Consider the following 18,306-nt stretch of genomic DNA (forward strand, 5'->3'; position numbering starts at 1 on the left):
AAGACCAGGAGTACGTGAGTGAGTTACCCGCGGCAGGACGGGCCGCCGCAGCAGCGTGAGGTGGCCGGCTTCGTGTCGGTGTTCAGCGCGCTGCAGCGCAACGTCGAGCAGGTCGTGCTGGGCAAGCCCGAGGTGGTACGGCTGGCGTTGACGGCGCTGTTCGCGGGCGGCCACGTGCTGGTCGAGGACGTACCGGGGACGGGCAAGACGACGCTGGCCCGGGCGATGGCGGCGAGCCTGTCGGGTCAGGTGCGGCGGCTGCAGTTCACGCCCGACCTGCTGCCGTCGGACGTGACCGGCGTGACGATCTTCAACCAGGCGTCGAAGGAGTTCGAGTTCCATCCGGGTCCGGTGTTCGCGAACATCGTGATCGGCGACGAGATCAACCGGGCGTCGCCGAAGACCCAGTCGGCGCTGCTGGAGGTCATGGAGGAGCGGCACGTCACCGTCGACGGGCTGCGGCACCCGGTGCCGACCCCGTTCCAGGTGGTGGCGACGCAGAACCCGGTCGAGATGGACGGCACGTACCGGCTGCCGGAGGCGCAGCTGGACCGGTTCCTGATGAAGCTGTCGGTGGGCTACCCGGACGAGGCGAGCGAGATTGAGGTGCTGCGCGGTGGCGCGGCCCGGCGCTCGCCGGACGACCTGTCGCCGGTGACCGACACCGACACGGTGGCGGCGGCCTCGGCGCTGACCCACCGGGTGTACCTGCACGAGGCGCTGTACGCGTACGCCGTGCAGCTCGCCGCCGCGACCCGCAACCATGCCGACGTCCGGCTCGGGCTGTCGCCGCGTGGCGCGATCGCGCTCACCCGCGCCGCCCAGTCGTACGCGCTGGCGTCGGGACGCGGGTACGTGCTGCCGGAGGACTTCAAGGCGCTCGCGTCGCCGGTGATCGCGCACCGGCTGGTGCTGACCCCGGACGCGCAGCTGCGCGGCGGCACCGCCGACGACGTGGTCGCCCGGGCGCTGGCCGAGGTGCCGGTGCCGCAGCCGGCCGGAGGCGCCGGACCTGCGCAGTCCGCCGGCCCCGCGCAGCCGGCCGCGGCGCCGACCTCCGGTGCCACCGGCGCTTACGGCCAGCCGGTGTCCGGAGCCGCCGCCGGCACCTACGGCCAGGCCTCCGGTGCCGCGGGCGGCACGTACGGCCAGTCGACGTCCGGCGGCACGTACGGTCAGCCGGTGTCCGGCGCGGCCACCCAGGCCGGGGTGACCGGGCAGTACCCGGCGTCCGGCTACGGCACCGACAACGGCCGGTCGGAGCAACCCGGGTACGGGCAGTCCGACGGCGGCCAGTCCTTCGGGCGCCGCTGAGCATGCCGACCCGGCGGGGGATCGCGGTCGGCGCGGTCGGGCTGGTGCTCGCGGTGGGCGGCTTCGCGGCCGGCTACCGGGAGCTCGCGGCGCTCGGCGTGGTCGCGGTGCTGGCGCTGGTGATCGCGCTGGTGTGGGCCGGCTGGCCGCCGCGGCTGACCGTCGAGCGGGAGATCGAACCCGACCGGGTGGTGGCCGGCGAACCGTGCCGGGCGACGGTGGCGATGACCTCGACCGCCCGCTTCCGGGCGCAGGGGCTGACCGGCTCCGAGCGGCTGGTGTCGCAGCGCGGCGAGCAGAGCGAGGTGCCGGTTCCGCCGGTACGGCTGCCGGCCGGGCGCGCCGCCCGCACCGGCTACCTGCTGCCCACCGACCGGCGCGGCGTGCTCGACGTCGGCCCGCTGGAGGTGGCCCGGCAGGACCCGCTCGGCCTGGTACGGGCGGCGAAGACGTTCGGCAGCAGCACCCGGGTGTGGGTGCATCCGCGCTCGTACCGGCTGTCCCGGGTTCCGGTGGGCGCGGCCCGCAGCCTGGACGGCGTGGTCGACGCGGTGCAGTACGGCTCGATCACGTTCCACGCGCTGCGCGAGTACGTGCCGGGCGACGACCTGCGGCACGTGCACTGGCGTACCTCGGCGCGGGTCGGTGAGCTGATGGTGCGCGAGCACGTGGACACCAGCCTGCCGCGGATCGTGATCCTGGTCGACGACCGGGAGTCCGCGCACACCGAGGCGTCGCTGGAGGAGGCGGTGTCGGCGGCGGCGTCGGTGCTGCTCGCGGCGCTGGCCGCGGACCTGACGGTGGAGCTGCACCTGGTCGGCGGGCGCAGCCTGACCGGCGCGGAGGCTGGTGGCGGCGCCGGCCGGGCCCGGCCGTACCTGGATCTGCTGGCCGAGGTGGCCCTCGGCGACGGCGCGCTGCCCACCGCGGTGCAGAAGCTGCGCCAGCGGCACCGCGGCGACACCCTGGTACTGGTCACCGGCGCCGGCTCTGCTGCCCATGCCGGCTCCGCCAGCGCTGCCGCGTCGCTGGACTCGGTCGGGCTGCTGCGCGACGTGTACCCGACCGTCGTGGTGGCAGTGCTGGGCGACGGCGCGGTGGACCGGCTGTCGGCGCGGGCGCTGCCCGGCGTGATCACCCTGGCCGCCGACGACGCCGAGGAGTTCGGCGCCCGCTGGGACGCGGTGTCGGCATGGTGAGCCCGCCGATCGAACGACCGCACACCGCCGCGCCGACCGCGCCGCGCCGGGACGGCGAGCGGCTGCGGGTGGCGCCGGTCGTCGTGGCGCTGGTCGCGATCGTCGCGGCGACGATGGTGGCGGGGCTGCTCGCGGCGCGGATCTTCGCCGGTACCCAGCTGCCGGTGCTGCTGGCCGGCGCGACGCTCGGCGCGGTGGCCCTGACCGTGCTGCTGCGGCTGGTGCGGGCGCCGGCGCTGCTCGCGCTGCTGGGCGGGCTGGCCGGGTTGGCGGCCTGCCTGGTGGGTGCGACCGCGGCGCTGCGCGACCCGACCAAGGGCGTCGGCGACGCGCTGTTCGACGCGGTGCGCAACTCCGGCGCCCGCATCCTGACCTCCGCGATCCCGGTACCGGCCGAGCCGGACACGGTGCTGCTGCCGATCGCCGCGTGCTGGCTCGCCGCCGCGGTCGCGACGGTACTGCTGGGCCCGCTGCGGGCCGGTCTCGGCGTGCGGCGCCGGCCGGGCCTGGCCGCGGTTCCGCCGACGGTGCTGCTGGTCGGTGCGCTGATCCTGGTCGGCCCGAACGGTGCGGTGTCGTACCCGGCGGTGGCCGGCTTCGCGGTGGCGCTGGCGGTGCTGCTGGCCGCGGCGGCCCGCCCCTGGCAGGTACGGGCCGAGCCGGATGCGGTGGCGGCCGGGGTGCCCGGCGGCGGCCGGCTCACGGTGGCGCGGCGGCTGGCTTCGGCGATCGTGGTGGTGGCGGTGCTGGCCGCGGCGGCGCTGTTCGGCGGCCCGGTGGTCGCCTCGGCGATCCACCGGCAGCCGGTGGATCCGCGCAGCTACGTGGTGCCGCCCAAGCAGCAGCTCGACCAGCTCAACCCGCTGGGAATGCTGGGCGCGTGGGCGCTGGACCCGCACCAGAACCTGCTGACCGTGAGCACGGACAAGCCGGCCCGGATCCAGTGGGCGACGCTGTCCGGCTTCGACGGCATCACCTGGCAGCCGGACCGCACCTACCGGTCGGCCGGCGCGGTGCTGCCGCCGCCGACCGGCGACGACGACCCGAGCACGACCGTCCGGCAGCAGGTCACGGTCGACGCGCTGGGCGGCAGCTGGCTGCCGGTGGTGGCCGCGCCGCGCGAGGTGCACGGGGTACGGGTCGGCTACGACGCGACGGCCGGCGCGGTGCTGGCCCCGGACGGCCTGAAGCCCGGCCTGACCTACCAGACCGTGTCGGCCGTGCCGCGGCAGGACCCGGACCTGCTCGCCGCGGCCAGCGTGCCGCAGGGCATCTCGCAGCGGTACCTGACGGTGCCGCCGGGCGCGCCCGCGGAGCTGGTCACGCTGGCGCAGCGCACCGCCGGCAGCGCCGGCCCGTACCGCAAGGCGCTGCTGCTGGAGCAGTTGCTGCGCACCAAGTACGAGTACTGGTCGAAGGCGCCCAGCGGCAACGGGTACGTGACGCTCAAGCACTTCCTGCTGACGAAGAAGTCGGCCGGCGGCGGGCGGGGCACCTCCGAGCAGTTCGCCTCGGCGTTCGCGGTCATGGGCCGGGTGGTGGGGTTGCCGACCCGGGTGGTGGTCGGCTTCCACGCCGGCAAGCAGATCGGCGCGCACCGCTACCAGGTCACCTCGGGTGACGCGTTCGCCTGGCCGGAGGTGTACCTGGCCGGGCACGGCTGGGTGGCGTTCGACCCGACGCCGGTGGCCAAGAAGGGCGCCACCCCGCCGGACGAGGACACCCCGCAGGCCAAGAGCGAGCAGAGCAAGAAGAGCCAGCAGCTCGACGAGGGCGCGCCGAGCGCCGCGCCGAGCCAGCCGGTACCGGCGCCGTCCGGGTCGTCGAGGGCCGCGGCGGCGGGCGGGGCCGCGCTGCCGCCCGGCGCGTACGGCGGGATCGCCGCGGCGCTGCTGCTGGTGCTGCTGGTCGCCGCGGTGCCGGTGCTGCGGTCCCGGCGCAGCGCCCGGCGGTTGCGCACCGGCACCCCGGCGCAGCGGGTGATCGGCGCCTGGACCGAGATCCGGGAGGCGCTGCGGTTGGCCGGGCACCGCCCGCCGGCCGCGGCCAGCGCCGCCGAGGTCGCCCGGCTGGCCGCCACCGGGGTGCCGGACCGGCCCGGTACGCCGCCGCTGCCGGACCTGCGGCCGCTGGCCGAGGCGGTCAACGCGGTCGGGTTCGCGCCGGCGGTGAGCTTCGCGTCGGCCGACGCGGCCCGCGCCGGCCAGCTGGCCCGCGACTATCACCGCGGTCTGCGTTCCCGGCACGGCGTGCTGTCCCGGCTGCGCTGGCGCCTCGACCCCCGCCCCCTGTTCTGGCGCTGACACCCGGGCCCCCCGACTGGCGACCATGCTGTCGCAGCAGCTCCCGCCGAGGTATCCGGATCCGTTGACGCAGGACGTATCCGACGAAGCGTCCTGGCTGGATGCTGCGAGCGAGTGACGAGGAGCGGATCAGGACCGTGTCGGGTCAGCCGGTGTAGTGCAGGGAGACGACGTCGCGGCGCTGCTGGTCGAGGTTCCCGTCGCTGACCTTCGCCAGATCGAGCGTGAGGTGCAGGACGCCGGTCTCGCCGGCAGCGAGCTCGCCGAGTACCTCGCCGTGCGGGGAGATCGCCATGGTCGGGCAGTGCTGGTCGGGATCGGCGAGGTTCGCGGCGAGCAGGTACCGCTGGTTCTCCGCGGCGCGGCTGACCAGGTGGCTGCGCCACACCCCGGCCGGCGTGCCGCGGTGGGCCGCGTTGGTCGGGTAGACGAAGACCTGCGCACCGGACCGGGCCAGCTGCTGCCACTGCTCCGGGTAGCGGATCTCCCGGCACAGCTGCACGCCGATCGCCACGTCGGCCTCGCCCCGCTGTACGGTCAGCAGCGGCAGGCTGGCCCCGGCGCACAGCACGCCCTGCTCGATGCGGGCCAGGTTGATCTTCCGGTAGACCCAGCGTTCGCCGCCGGCGCCGAGGAACACCGCCGCGTTCCACCAGCCGCCGCGCTCGTACAGCAGCGACCCGCAGCACACGTCGATCCGGTACCGCCGGGCCAGCTCGCCGATCTGGTCGACGGCCCGGTCGATGCGCGCGGCGTCGAGCGAGCCGAGCCGCTCGGCCAGATCCGGCCCGTACCCGGAGACCGCCGCCTCCGGCAGGACGACCAGGTCGCCGGGCCGGGCCTGGCCCAGCGCGGCGGTGATCGCCGCCAGATTCGCCTCGAGGTCCCAGCCGATCGGGAACTGCGCCACCGTTGCCGAGATCTGCATCCGGCCATCGTCTCGTACGCGGTTTCCCGGCCCGACAGTGGTGCGCGACGGTGTCCGAGCGGCGCGGCCCACCGGCCCGGCCGGCGCCGGATCAGCCGAGGGTGGCCAGTTCGGTTGCGGTGAGCCGGATCGCCCCGGCGGCGATGTTGGCGGCCAGGTGGTCGACGTTGCCGGTACCGGGGATGGCCAGCACGTGTGGCCCCTGGTGCAGCGCCCAGGCGAGGCGGATCTGCTGTGGCGTCGCCCGGTGCGCGCGGGCCACCGCGTGTACCGCGTCGGAGTGGTCCTGGTTGGCGCCGGACTCGCGGCGGCTGCCGGCGAGGGAGAAGAACGGCACGTAGGCGATGCCGCGCTCGCCGCAGACGCGTACCAGCTCGTCGTCGGTGCGGTTGTGGTCCAGCGAGTAGCTGTTCTGCACGCAGACCACCGGCGCGATCTGCTGTGCCTCGTCGAGGTGGTCGACCCGCACGTTGGACAGGCCGAGCTGCCGGATCTTGCCGGCGTCCCGCAGTTCGGCGAGCGCGCCGAACGCCTCGGCGACCGAGTCGCGGCCGGGCCGCCTGACGATCCGCAGGTTCACCAGGTCCAGGTGGTCGCGGCCGAGCCGGCGCAGGTTCTCCTCGACCTGCGCGCGCAGCTGCGCCGGACCGTTCGCCTCCGACAGGTCGCCGTCGCCGTCGGCGGCGAAGCCGACCTTGGTGGCGATCACCAGCTCGGCCGGGTACGGCGACAGGGCGGTGCGGATCAGCTCGGTGGCGTAGCGCGCCGGCCCGGTTCCCACGCCCAGGGTGCCGCCGGGTGAGACGTAGAACGCGGCGGTGTCGATGTGGTCGACGCCGAGCTCGACGGCCCGGCGCAGTACCCGGATCGCGGCGGCCGGGTCCGGGTCGGCGGTCAGCCGCATCGAGCCGAACCCCATCCGGCGTACCGTCCGGTCGCCGAGCCGCCAGGTACCGGCCGCGTCCGCGCCGGTCTCGTGTCCAGAAGTGTGCGTAGGCATGGGGGAGAAGCTAGGCACGCCGCCCGTACGGTGCAGTCGATCGTCCGGTCGATACCGTTTGCGGGCGACCTCTGCTAACTTTTCAGGTGGGAGGGGTCCGATTTTTCTGCCCCAAATCACTCATCGGCGGCGATAGCGTCGGCCGTCCCGCCGCGCGCTGGCGGGGCGCTGTGATCAAGCCCGCAGCCGCCGGGGCGTCAGCGGGGGCTGGCCGAACCGGTGCGGTGGGTGCAGACCCGGTCGCCGGGGCTGACATGGTCGACGTCGGTCATCCCGATCACCACGAAGCAGTAGTCGGCGTCCGCGCGCAGCGCGTCGATCCGGGCGGTGGTGGCGTGCGCCGGCTGCGCCAGCTTGGTCGGCGTGGTGCCCGCGACACCGCCGGTGACCAGGTAGAGCGCGTTGCCGTTGGTGCGGTCGGTCCAGCTCAGCTGCACCCAGGTGCCGTGGTCGGCGAGCTTCACCCCGGTCGGCTTGAGCTTGGCGTCCTGCCCCGCGGCCGGTGCGCTGGTCGGCGCGGTCGGTGACGCCGCCTGCGGCGGTGGCGTCTTCTTGTTGTCCCCCAACCGAAGCACGACCAGCGCGCCGACCCCGATCAGGATGCCCACCACCGCGGCCGCGACGAACGGCCAGATGCCGATCCGGCGCCGCGGCTGGTCCGGCTGCGTCCCGGCCGGCGCCGGCGGCTCGGCGACCGGCCCGGACGGTGCCGGTACCGGTGCGGCGACCGGACCCGGTGGTACCGAGACCGGTGCCGGTGCGGCGTTGCGCGGATCGGCCGGCGGCGTGGCCGACCAGCCCGCGGGCGCGCCGGGGGTCGGCCAGCCCGGTGCCGGGCTGCCGGTACGCGGGTCCGCCGGTGCGGTGGCGCCGAACGGGTTGGCCTCCATCGGCGCGAACGGGTCCACCGGCGGCAGCTGGCCGCCCGGCGCCGCGTCGAACGGCGAGGGCGGGAACGGGCTGTCCAGCTCCGGGCCGCTGTGCCGGGCCGGACCGACCCCGCCCGCCGCGCCAGCCACACCGGGAACGCCGGCGGCGGGTCCGGCGGTGGCCGGGCCCGCCGTACCTGGGCCGGCAGCCGGACCAGCGGGAGCGTGCGGTGTCTCGCCGTTTCGCGCCGGGGCGGCGTCGCCGGGGGTGGACAGCTCACCGCTGCTGCGCAGCCAGCCGCGCCGCAGCGCCCCGGCGAACTCGCCGGCGCTGGCGTGCCGCTCCGCCGGCGTCTTGGCCATCGCCCGCAGCAGCTCGGCGTACAGCCAGGGCGGTACGTCGGGGCGCGGCATCGGCGGCAGCGGGTCGCGGAGCGCCCGGTCCCGGTACTCGAACGGGTCGGGGGAGTTGTCGCCCGGGTCGGCGAACGGCGGGTACCCGGTGAGCAGGTTCCACATCGTCGACGCGAGGCTGTAGACGTCCGAGGCGGGTCCCTGCGGCTCGCGCCGCAGCGCCTCCGGCGAGGCGTGCTGCGGGGTCAGCTTGTGCAGCGTGATGGTGCCGGACAGGTCGTTCGCGGCGCGGGCGATGCCGAAGTCGGTCAGCGCCGGACCGTACTTGGAGCGCAGCACGTTGTGCGGCTTGACGTCGCGGTGGATGATGCCGACCTCGTGCGCGGCCTGCAGCGCCTCGCCGACCTTCACGCCGACGTCGACCACCTCGCTGACCGGCAGCGGGCCACCGCGGGCCAGGATGTGCCCGTACGAGCCGCCCTCGCAGTACTCCATCACGATGTACGGGCGGCCGATGCTGGTGCTGCCGGTGTCGATGATGCTGACGATGTGCGGCTGCGCGGACAGCGCGACGGTGGTGGCGAGCTCGGTCTCGACCTGCTCGGCGGTGGTCAGGCCGTCGTCGACGCGCAGCAGTTTGATCGCGACCGGCCGGTTGAGCCGGTCCTGGATCGCCCGGTAGACCTGCGCGGTGGAGCCGCGGCTGACCAGCTCCAGCCGCGAGTAGCCGGGGATGACCGGGATGTCGGATTGGCCCGGTGGCACGCGCTGGCCGGTCTGCTCGGTCACCCGGCCATTGTGCACTGCCCGCCGCCTGTGCCAGTACCCGCGCGAACCGGAACTGGCGCTGTCGGTGGCGGGGGGAACAATGGGCGGTGTGAGCCGGGCCTTTCCGAGGAAGTTGTACCGCGACGACGCGGTGGTGCTGCGCTGCCAGAAGCTCGGCGAGGCCGACCGGATCGTGACCCTGTTCACCCGCCGGCACGGCCGGGTGCGCGCGGTCGGCAAGGGGGTGCGGCGCACCACCAGCCGCTTCGGGGCCCGGCTGGAGCCGTTCGGGCACGTGGACGTGCAGCTGGCGGAGGGCAGGTCGCTGCACGTGGTCAGCCAGGTCGAGGGCATCTCGCTGTACGGCAAGCGGATCGGCGCGGACTACCCGCGCTACACCGCGGCGAGCGCGATCGCCGAGGCGGCCGAGCGGTTCACCCCGGAGGAGCAGGAGCCGTCGCTGCGGCTGTACCTGCTGACCCTCGGCGCGCTGCGCGCCCTGGGCGAGCCGGACGAGCGGCCGGCGCCGCTGATCCTCGACTCGTACCTGCTGCGGGCGATGACGTTGACCGGCTGGGCGCCGGCGCTGACCGAGTGCGCGGTGTGCGGCCGGCCGGCCGACTCGTTCGGTGACTCGCGGCCGGCGGTCAGCGTGCCGTCCGGCGGCCTGGTGTGCCCGACCTGCCGGCCGCCGGGTGCCGCGGCGCCGCGGTCGGAGACGCTCCGGTTGCTGGTGGCGCTGGCCGACGGCGACTGGCCGACCGCGATCGCCAGCGAGCCGGCCGCCCGCAGCCAGGGCAGCGGCCTGGTTGCCGCGCTGCTGCAGTGGCACCTGGAACGCGGCCTGCGCTCGCTGCCGCTGGTCGACCGCGGCTGACCGCCGCTGGTCGCCGTGCCGGCCGCCCGGCCGTCGAGGCGGTGCGGTCGACGGCGGGGAGGCTGGCTAGCCTCGGACACGCGCCGTGATCCCTGCGGCGGCGCGACAGGACCTCTCAGCAAGGAGCCACAGATGAGCCCTCGGTTGCGTCGGGACTACCGTCCGCCGACGCCGCATCCGTCCGGTGCCCGGCCGCCGCGGATCCCGGCGGACAAGGTGCCGCGGCACGTGGCGATCATCATGGACGGCAACGGCCGCTGGGCCAAGCAGCGCGGACTGCCCCGTACCAAGGGGCACGAGGCGGGCGAGGCGGCCCTGTTCGACGTGATCGAGGGCGCGCTGGAGCTCGGCGTGAAGTACCTGTCGGCCTACGCCTTCTCCACCGAGAACTGGCGCCGCTCGCCGGACGAGGTGCGCTGGCTGATGGGCTTCAACCGGGACGTGATCCACCGCCGCCGGGACGAGCTGAACGCGATGGGGGTACGCATCCGCTGGGCCGGCCGCCGCCCGAAGCTGTGGCGCAGCGTGATCACCGAGCTGGAGCAGGCCGAGCAGATGTCGCGCGACAACGACAAGCTGACGCTGCAGTTCTGCGTCAACTACGGCGGTCGGGCCGAGGTGGCGGACGCGACGGCGGCGATCGCGCGCGACGTGGCGGCCGGCCGGCTGCGCGCCGACCGGATCACCGAGAAGCTGCTGGCCCGCTACCTCTACCAGCCGGACATCCCGGACGTGGACCTGTTCGTCCGCTCGTCCGGGGAGCAGCGCACGTCGAACTTCCTGCTCTGGCAGTCGGCGTACGCGGAGATGGTGTTCCTGGAGACGCTGTGGCCCGACTTCGACCGGCGGCACCTGTGGCACGCCTGCGAGCAGTACGCCGATCGGGACCGGCGCTACGGCGGGGCGATCCCGAACCCGGAGCCGGCGCCGTACGTTGCCGAGACCTCGTGAAGATCGCACCTTTCGGTGTTTCTTGACAGGGTTGTTCTCGTGAGAGCACATTAGTTCCGTTCGCGTGCCCGTGTCGGCGTTGCGGCGTCGATGCGGGCCCGTGGTGCCCGGCGGCATCGGCCCCGGGCGTTCCGCGGTGTGCGCCGGCCCGCGCCGGCGCGGAACGGAGGCTGCATGCGCACTGTCCGGACCGCCACCATCCTCGCCGCCACCGGAACACTGGTCGCGGCCCTGCTGACCTGGGCCACGCCCGCCGCGGCGGCCTACTCCGACCCGCTGACCAGCACCACCAAGCAGAACCTGGTCTGGCACGCCACCCCGGCCGCGGCGCTGTCCGCGCTGGACGCGGCGCTGCCCAACGTGTCGGCCAACACCGTCGTGCACGACGCCAACCACGCCATGACCGGCTGTACCGCGGCGGAGCAGGCGGCGCTGCCGATCGCGCCGACCGCGACCACGAAGCTGTGCTGGGACGCCGACCGGGCCGGCAGCAGTGCCTGGACGCCGCAGTCGATCACCACCTCCGGTGACGCCGACGACGACGGCATGTGGGGTGCCGACAAGATCCTCATCTCCGGCTGGCACGGCGAGTCGAGCCTGGGCACCGGCTCGGACGGCAAGAGCCGCTACGACGACGCCCGGCTGATGTTCGTCAACGACGACACCCCGTCGGCCGCGGCGTTCCGGCAGGTGTACCTGGCGGTACCCAACAGCACCGGGTCGACGTTCTCCGCCGCGAAGGCGCACGTCGGCGGGATGGCCTGGTACGGCGACAAGATCTACGTCACCGCGGTCGGCAACACCTCCACCGCGATCCGGGTCTTCTCCACCACGCACATCCTGCAGCTGTCCAGCAGTGCCGCGGCGATCGGCAAGGTGTCCGACGGGTACGCCGCCTACGGGTACAAGTACGCGGCGATGCAGGTCGGCTACTACTCCTACGCCGGCGGCACCTGCGACATGGACTCCGACACCGGGGTGCCGTGCTTCTCCTCGATGTCGCTGGACCGCAGCACCTCGCCCGACTCGATCGTCACCACCGAGTACTTCAGCGACCAGACCAAGCACGGCCGGCTCTACCGGTACCCGATGGGCAGCGACTTCCTGCTCGCCGCCGGGTCGGGCGGCACGGTGGCCGCGAGCGAGGCGTACCGCAGCGGGGTCGGCAACATGCAGGGCGTGCTCGGCCACGACGGCCACTGGTACGTCGCGCACTCCTCGGCGGTGACCAACGGCCAGCTGTACGACCAGACCACCAGCGCCAGCGTTCCGTCGCACTGCGGTGACCCGAGTACCCCGGCGTGCTGGGGGATGCATCCGGAGGCGCTGACCTACGACTGGGCGACCGGGCTGGTGTGGTCGGTGACCGAGTGGTCGTCGGCGGTGTGCTCCGACCACGGCCAGGCCTGCGGGCGCACCCTCTTCGCCCTGCCGGTGTCCAGCCTGCCCTGACCGTGCGCCCGGCCCGGCCGTCGATGCGGCCGTCGGCGGTGGCCGGCGGCCGCGCGGCACCGTGTCGGGTTGCACACCGATGCCCGGCATCCGGATCTTGACACGGATTCCGATGCTTTGACAACGTTGTCGGACATCACCTGCGGATCCCGTCGACGAGGGGTTAGGTAGATGTTTGCGGATTCGGCACGTTCCCTTCCCACCCGCCGCCAGCTGCTGATCGGAGCCGGTGCCACCGCCGGTGCGGCGGCACTCGGCGCCAGCACCGGGTCGGGGCCCGCCGCGGCGGCACCCGGCCGTACCGGCATCGACTGGCCCCGCGGGCAGGTGCTGCCGCACTTCGCCGCGCCGGACGTACTGGACCTGATCGACCTCACCGACGCCAGCGACGCCGACCAGCTGCTCGTCGCGAGCCTGCAGGGGCTGGTCAACCGGGCCCGGCCGCGGATCGCCATCCTGCGCCCGGCCGACGAGGGCGGCGTGACCTGGCTGCACACCGCCGGGCTGCGCTACCGCACCGTCGCCTCGCCCGCCGAGCTGCTGCGCCGCCACCGATCGGTCGTGCGCGGCGTGGTGGTCACCGACCCCGACCTGCCGGCCACCCGCAACCTCGCCACCACGCTCGCCGGGTTGCACGACGCGATCATCGCCGCGCCCGACCAGCTGGCCGGCCTCGGCGACCTGCCGGTGGTGGCCGACCTGCGTGGTCGGTTCGCCGACGAGATCGCCGCCTACACCTGGGCGGTGGACACCCTGTGGCCGCACACCGAGCACCGGATCCTGGTCGGTCTCGACCCGGAGAACACCCTGTGCGACCTGCGCGACTACGCGGTCGCGACCCGGGCGCTGACGCTGTGGATCCACCCCGACGTACCGGAGTCGCGGGCGATCGGCGAGCGGGTGATGAGCGACATGGCGCCGGGTACGGCGTTTCTCGGCTGGTGGCCGGCCGGCGTCGGCGGGGAGAGCGACGGTACCGAGCTGACCTCCCGGCACGGCGTGATCGTGCTGGCCGCCGACCACTCGCAGAACCTCACCGTGTACGGCGGGGCGCCGGCGCCGGTCGCCGGCGGGCAGCGTTCGCTGCCGGCACCGCCGCTGGCCAACCGCGTGTACGTCACGTTCTCGATGACCGAGGGCGACAACCTGCAGTACAACCAGCACAAGATGCGGCAGCTGTGGGACGACCCGGGCCGTGGCGCGGTACCGCTGAACTGGTCGACGAACCCGCTGCTGATCGACGCCGCACCGGTGTTCCTGAGCTACTACCAGCGCACCGCGACCCGCAACGACTACCTGATGGCCGGGCCGTCCGGCGCCGGCTACGCGTACCCGTCGCCGTGGCCGGACGACACGCTCGGCGCGTTCACCGGCATGACCGCGCGGTACATGCGGCGCACCGGGATGGACGCGGCGGTGATCCTGAACCGCATCGACGGCGCGGACGTACCGCTGTCCGACGCGGAGGCCGCGCGCTACCTCCGTGACGTGCGACCACTCGGGCTGTTCAAGGACTGGACGGATCACACCGAACTGTCGGTGCTGCACCGCGACACGCCGCAGGCGGTGAGCTACCTGACCAGCAGCGTCGCCGAGGCGCAGGCGGCGATCGCGGCCTCGGCCGCCGGCTGGTCCGGCGATGCGCCGCTGTTCCTGTCGATCGGGATCCTGTCCTGGAACCTGAACCCCAGCGACGTCGCCACGATCGCCGCGTCGCTGTCCGACCCGTACACGGTGGTGCGCGGCGACCAGTTCTTCCACCTCGCCCGCCGCGCCCTGCACCTGCCCGGCCGCTGACTCCGCTCCGGCGCCGGTACCTCTGTCACCATGGCCAGGTGATCGTGGGAGACGAACCGGCGCTGGTACCAGAGTTGTCGGTCACCGACCTCGCCGCCAGCCTGCGGTTCTGGCGCGACCTGTGCGGCTTCACCGTCGAGTACGAGCGGCCGGAGGAGGGGTTCGCCTACCTGTCGCTCGCGACCGCGCACGTCATGCTCGACCAGATCGGTACCGGGCGCGACTGGATCACCGGTCCGCTCGTACCGCCACTCGGGCGCGGCATCAACCTGCAGCTCGCCGTCGCCGACCTGGCCCCGATCCTGGCCAGGCTCGCGGCGGCGGGCTATCCGCTGTTCCGGCCGCCGGAGACCCGCTGGTACCGGATCGGTGCGGAGGCGGCCGGGGTCGAACAGTTCCTGGTCACCGACCCGGACGGCTACCTGCTCCGCTTTCAGCGCCCGTCCGGGCGTCGGGCCGCCGGTCCGTCGGGCAGCGGGTGGCCACTTCCCGATCCGCCTCGACTTCCGTGATCAGGCGAGGAAGCCGGAGCGGCGCCAGAGGCCGCGGCCGGGGCGGCCGATCATGCCGACCTCGGTGAGGAAGTCGGTGACCGGCTTGCCCATCCAGAGCAACGTCTCCCGGTGGTACGGGTTCGCCCGGGCCACCGCGCGAGCCTGCCGCGGGTCGAGGCCGACCGCCGCGTACACGCCGGGATGGATCAGGTTCGCCGACACCACGTAGGCGGCCGCCGCGGTCAGCTGCCGGTGCCGCAACAGGGTCGGGCGCGAGGTGGTCGCGACCTGGCGGGCCAGCTCGGTACGGGCGAACTTGACGTGCCGCGCCTCCTCGACCACGTGGATGCGCGATGTCATGCGTACCAGGGGTTGCAGGGTCTCGTCGGCCATCAGCTCGCGCTGCAGCCGGTCGAGGGTCTCCTCGGTGAGCAGGGTGGCGGCGAACATCGCCGGCCCGCGCGGGGCGAGCGCGCCGAACAGCGCACCGAGCCGCAGCAGCCCGGTACCGGGGGCGTGTTCGCTCGCGCCGAGCCGCTCGACCTCGCGGGCGAACATGATGCTGTGCCGGGTCTCGTCGCCGATCTCGGTCAGCGCGTACTGCACGTAGTCGCTGCCGGGGTCGCGGCGGTAGATGTCGCGCAGCAGCATGCGCATCAGCAGCGTCTCGAACCAGATGCCGAACCGGGTGATCGAGCACCACTCGTGGGTGCCGAGCGCGATGCGCTGCTCGGGCGTGAGCCGTTGCCACAGCGGCGTTCCGTACAGCGAGACGCGGCGCTCGGGCAGGCTCGGCACGCCGTCGGGTACCGGTGCCGACCAGTCGATGTCGAGGTCGGGATCGTAGCTGTGCCGGGCCGATGCGGTGAGCAACCGGTCGCGGGTCCGGGTCTGATCGGTGCCCGTCACCATCCCGGGTCACCTCCTTCGCCACCGAGGTGTCTGTGACACGATGTCACGCACAACCACTATGCGACGCCGCGACCGCCACGTCAAGGATTGTGTGACAGTTCGTCACAGGTAAGCTGTCGGGGTGACTGGTAGCCAGCAGACCGACGGCCGCGCCCGGCGCTGGGCCGCGCACCGGCAGCAACGCCGCGCCGAGTTGATCGATGCGGCCGTCGCGGCCATCGAGGCGGCCGGCATCGACGTGGGGTTCGACGCGATCGCCGAGCAGGCCGGCGTCTCGCGCACCGTGCTCTACCGCTACTTCGACTCCCGCGACGAGCTGCAGGTGGCGGTCGCCCAGCGCGCGGTGGAGCTGTTGCTGGCCAAGCTGACCCGGCCACTGCACTCCGGCGCCGCGCCGCGGGCGCTGATCACCTCGCTGGTGCGCGCGCACGTGCGCTGGCTCGACGAGCACCCCGAGCTGTACCGGCTGATCGCCACCCGCTCCGCCGCGGTGCCGGCGGGCCGGGAGGCGTTCACCGCCGGCGAGAAGCTGTTCGCCGCGCAGCTCGCCGACCTGCTCGGGCACTACATGACGCTGCTCGGCGTCGACGACGACGCGGTGGAACCGATCGCGTACGGGCTGATCGGCATGGTCGAGGCGGCCGGTGACTGGTGGGTGCGCCGGCACGAGCTCGGCGACCGCGGACTGATCGGCCAGCGTCGGCTGGTCGAGTCGCTCGGCGACTCGATCTGGTACGTCATCGACGGCCACCTGCGCGCCCGCGGCGTCGAACTCGACCCCGAGCTGCCCCTGCTTTCCGGAGGCGAGGATGACTGACGAGACAAGGGCAGACGAGTTCGACGGCGACGGGTACCGGGGCGAGGTGGAGCTCGGCGACGGCGCGCGCAGCGTGCGGGTCGGCGCCCAGCTGCGCGGTGCGCTGGAGCCGATCAGCGGCGCCTACCGGTGGTACGGGCGGCTCGCCGCGGACGCGGCGGTCACCGAGCTGGCCGCCGCGCGGGCCCGCAACCTGACGCTGACCACGCCGTACGGCTCGGTCACCACCACGCTCACCGACGTCGACCCGTGGGGCCGGTACCGGGTGGGTGGTGCCGGAACGCCCCCGTTCCCGGCCTCGACCACGCCGTCCGCCTGACGTCGTCCGGCCGGCTCGGGCGGGCTTTCCGATCCGGTACGCGTGGTTCGTGCCGGTTGTGGTGGCACCCGGATCCGGGCGGTGGAAAACCCCGTCACCTGGGCATCTTGACAACGCTGTCATATTCCGATTGTGTGCTTACGGGTTGATGCCGGCCTGTCCTCGTGCGTCAACCGTTGGGGTGGCGAGGGCCGGTTCGTGCCGGTCCTCGAACCGTACGGGTCGATGGAGGCGCGGCGTGAAACGCAGAGCGTTGTTGGTGGGTAGCGGGGCATCCCTGGTGGCGTTGGCGGAAGGGGTGCCGTCGGTCGCGTCCGCGTCGCCGGTGTCCGACCGGTACGCGCCGGCCCGCGGGTTGGTCTTCGCCTCCTCGTTCGAGGCCGACGACCGGCCGCTGGACTGGACCAGCACGGTGGAGACCGACAGGCACGGCACCGCGCGGATGTCCGGGGTGACCGGTGCCGCCCCGACCGGCATTCCCGGCAGCATCGTCGACAAGATCACCAAGTGCGTGGCGAGCGGGGAGAACCCGCCCAACGAGATCGCCGCGAACCTGCTCGACGCCGACCCGAGTACCAAGTGGCTCGCGTTCACCGCGACCGCGTGGGCCGAGGTGCAGCTGTCCGAACCGATCGCGGTCGTTGCCTACGCGTTGACCTCGGCCAACGACCACGCCGAGCGCGACCCGAAGAACTGGACCCTGCAGGGCTCCACCGACGGTACCCAGTGGACGGACCTGGACACCCGCACCGGCGAGACCTTCGACCACCGCTACCAGCTGCGCCAGTTCAGCGTCGACAACACCACCAAGTACACCTACTACCGGCTGAACGTCACCGCCAACGGCAGCGGCGACATCGTGCAGCTGGCCGACCTGCAACTGTCCAATGGGGACGATGCGCCGCCACCGCAGAAGGACATGCTGACCGCGGTGGGCACGGGGCCGGCGAGCGGACCGAACATCCGGCCGAAGGTCGGCTTCACCGGCCTCGCCTCGCTGGAGTTCGCCGGCCAGCACACCGCCGAAGGCCACGCCTACGCCTACAACAAGATCTACGACGTGGAGCTGACCGTCGGCCGGCACACGCGGCTGGCGTACAAGGTGTTCCCGGTGATGGGCGTCGGTGACCTGTCCTACGCCAGTACCTACGTGGCGCTGGACCTGGCGTTCTCCGACGGCACCTACCTGTCCCAGCTGTCCGCGCTCGACCAGCACGGCATCGCCGCCTCGCCCAGCGGCCAGGGCGCCGGCAACATCCTGTACCCGAACCAGTGGAACTCGGTGGTGATCGACGTCGGCGCGGTCGCCGCCGGCAAGAAGGTCGAGCGGATCCTGTTCGGCTACGACAAGCCGGCCGGGCCGGCGCAGTTCCGCGGCTGGCTGGACGACGTCCGGCTCGGTGATCCCGTGTCGGACAACCGATCCCGGCCCACCGACTACGTGCTGACCACCCGCGGCACCAACGCCTCCGGCGACTTCTCCCGCGGCAACAACATCCCGGCCACCGCGGTACCCAACGGGTTCAACTTCTGGGTGCCCGTCACCGACGCCGGCTCGACCAGCTGGCTGTACGCGTACCAGAAGGCCAACAACGCGGCGAACCTGCCGGAACTGCAGGCCTTCTCGGTCAGCCACGAGCCGAGTCCCTGGATGGGGGACCGGCAGACCTTCCAGGTCATGCCGTCCGCGGCCAGCGGCACCCCGGACGCCGACCGCGACAAGCGGGCGCTGGCGTTCTCGCACGACGACGAAACCGCACAGGCGCACCGGTACGCGGTCACCTTCAGCAACGGCATCGCGGTGGAACTGGCCCCGACCGACCACGCGGCGATCTTCCGGTTCCGGTTCCCCGGCAGCGATGCCAGCCTGATCTTCGACAACGTCAACAACGACGGCGGTCTCACTCTCGACGCCGACGGCCGCAGCCTGCACGGCTACTCCGACGTACGGG

At 73.5% G+C, this 18,306-nt stretch carries 14 protein-coding genes and 1 pseudogene; 11 read left to right on the forward strand and 4 right to left on the reverse strand.

Annotation, left to right across the window (positions count from 1 at the left end):
* Positions 1-18 precede the first annotated feature (18 nt).
* The 3 genes and pseudogenes from NUM_RS19490 to NUM_RS19500 form a co-directional block, all read left to right on the forward strand.
* Positions 19-1,008, forward strand: a pseudogene (locus NUM_RS19490) (AAA family ATPase); the annotation flags it as partial.
* Positions 1,009-1,316: 308 nt separating this feature from the next.
* Positions 1,317-2,513, forward strand: a complete 1,197-nt coding sequence (locus tag NUM_RS19495; protein WP_225918705.1) for a DUF58 domain-containing protein — start codon at positions 1,317-1,319, stop codon at positions 2,511-2,513.
* The gene (locus NUM_RS19500) at positions 2,507-4,816 is read left to right on the forward strand and encodes a DUF3488 and transglutaminase-like domain-containing protein (protein ID WP_207126328.1); all 2,310 of its coding nucleotides are present in this window, start codon (positions 2,507-2,509) and stop codon (positions 4,814-4,816) included. The genes NUM_RS19495 and NUM_RS19500 overlap by 7 nt, the downstream gene beginning before the upstream one ends.
* A gap of 145 nt (positions 4,817-4,961) precedes the next feature.
* Here the strand turns inward: NUM_RS19500 and NUM_RS19505 are convergent, their stop codons facing one another.
* The 3 genes from NUM_RS19505 to NUM_RS19515 form a co-directional block, all read right to left on the reverse strand.
* The gene (locus NUM_RS19505; RefSeq protein ID WP_207126329.1) at positions 4,962-5,744 is read right to left on the reverse strand and encodes a carbon-nitrogen hydrolase family protein; all 783 of its coding nucleotides are present in this window, start codon (positions 5,742-5,744) and stop codon (positions 4,962-4,964) included.
* Between the two features lie 91 nt (positions 5,745-5,835).
* Positions 5,836-6,744, reverse strand: a complete 909-nt coding sequence (locus tag NUM_RS19510) for an aldo/keto reductase (RefSeq protein WP_225918706.1) — start codon at positions 6,742-6,744, stop codon at positions 5,836-5,838.
* A 197-nt stretch (positions 6,745-6,941) separates the two neighbouring features.
* The gene (locus tag NUM_RS19515; protein ID WP_207126330.1) at positions 6,942-8,756 is read right to left on the reverse strand and encodes a serine/threonine-protein kinase; all 1,815 of its coding nucleotides are present in this window, start codon (positions 8,754-8,756) and stop codon (positions 6,942-6,944) included.
* An 88-nt stretch (positions 8,757-8,844) separates the two neighbouring features.
* On the opposite strand from NUM_RS19515, the gene recO reads away from it, so the two are divergent.
* From recO to NUM_RS19540, 5 genes are all read left to right on the forward strand, one after another.
* Positions 8,845-9,612, forward strand: coding sequence for a DNA repair protein RecO (recO, locus tag NUM_RS19520; RefSeq protein ID WP_225918707.1), 768 nt, complete (start codon positions 8,845-8,847; stop codon positions 9,610-9,612).
* A gap of 132 nt (positions 9,613-9,744) precedes the next feature.
* A complete protein-coding gene (locus tag NUM_RS19525; RefSeq protein ID WP_207126332.1) occupies positions 9,745-10,563 on the forward strand; it encodes an isoprenyl transferase in 819 nt (272 codons plus the stop codon).
* Between the two features lie 174 nt (positions 10,564-10,737).
* Positions 10,738-12,015, forward strand: coding sequence for a hypothetical protein (locus tag NUM_RS19530; RefSeq protein ID WP_207126333.1), 1,278 nt, complete (start codon positions 10,738-10,740; stop codon positions 12,013-12,015).
* Between the two features lie 171 nt (positions 12,016-12,186).
* Entirely contained in the window at positions 12,187-13,812 is a 1,626-nt protein-coding gene (locus NUM_RS19535; protein ID WP_207126334.1) for a GxGYxYP domain-containing protein, read from the forward strand.
* A gap of 38 nt (positions 13,813-13,850) precedes the next feature.
* Entirely contained in the window at positions 13,851-14,324 is a 474-nt protein-coding gene (locus tag NUM_RS19540; protein ID WP_207126335.1) for a bleomycin resistance protein, read from the forward strand.
* Here NUM_RS19540 and NUM_RS19545 read toward each other — a convergent pair whose 3' ends face one another.
* Positions 14,325-15,218 (reverse strand): AurF N-oxygenase family protein, encoded by an 894-nt coding sequence (locus NUM_RS19545; protein WP_207126336.1) that lies wholly within the window; start codon positions 15,216-15,218, stop codon positions 14,325-14,327. It lies immediately after the preceding gene.
* A gap of 121 nt (positions 15,219-15,339) precedes the next feature.
* On the opposite strand from NUM_RS19545, the gene NUM_RS19550 reads away from it, so the two are divergent.
* From NUM_RS19550 to NUM_RS19560, 3 genes are all read left to right on the forward strand, one after another.
* On the forward strand, positions 15,340-16,035 hold the full coding sequence (locus NUM_RS19550; protein WP_207126337.1) for a TetR/AcrR family transcriptional regulator: 696 nt from the start codon (positions 15,340-15,342) through the stop codon (positions 16,033-16,035).
* Entirely contained in the window at positions 16,028-16,354 is a 327-nt protein-coding gene (locus NUM_RS19555; RefSeq protein WP_207126338.1) for a DUF4873 domain-containing protein, read from the forward strand. Before NUM_RS19550 ends, NUM_RS19555 begins: the two co-directional genes overlap by 8 nt.
* Positions 16,355-16,592: 238 nt before the next feature.
* A partial coding sequence (locus NUM_RS19560) for a discoidin domain-containing protein (RefSeq protein WP_207126339.1) occupies positions 16,593-18,306 on the forward strand: 1,714 nt, incomplete at its 3' end.

The organism is Actinocatenispora comari (assembly GCF_017312725.1).
GTDB lineage: Bacteria > Actinomycetota > Actinomycetes > Mycobacteriales > Micromonosporaceae > Actinocatenispora > Actinocatenispora comari.

Coding starts and splice junctions, on each gene's coding strand:
- NUM_RS19495 (WP_225918705.1), top strand. CDS start 1,317: ATGCCGACCCGGCGGGGGATCGCGGTCGGCGCGGTCGGGCTGGTGCTC.
- NUM_RS19500 (WP_207126328.1), top strand. CDS start 2,507: ATGGTGAGCCCGCCGATCGAACGACCGCACACCGCCGCGCCGACCGCG.
- NUM_RS19505 (WP_207126329.1), bottom strand. CDS start 5,744: ATGCAGATCTCGGCAACGGTGGCGCAGTTCCCGATCGGCTGGGACCTC.
- NUM_RS19510 (WP_225918706.1), bottom strand. CDS start 6,744: ATGCCTACGCACACTTCTGGACACGAGACCGGCGCGGACGCGGCCGGT.
- NUM_RS19525 (WP_207126332.1), top strand. CDS start 9,745: ATGAGCCCTCGGTTGCGTCGGGACTACCGTCCGCCGACGCCGCATCCG.
- NUM_RS19530 (WP_207126333.1), top strand. CDS start 10,738: ATGCGCACTGTCCGGACCGCCACCATCCTCGCCGCCACCGGAACACTG.
- NUM_RS19535 (WP_207126334.1), top strand. CDS start 12,187: ATGTTTGCGGATTCGGCACGTTCCCTTCCCACCCGCCGCCAGCTGCTG.
- NUM_RS19545 (WP_207126336.1), bottom strand. CDS start 15,218: ATGGTGACGGGCACCGATCAGACCCGGACCCGCGACCGGTTGCTCACC.
- NUM_RS19555 (WP_207126338.1), top strand. CDS start 16,028: ATGACTGACGAGACAAGGGCAGACGAGTTCGACGGCGACGGGTACCGG.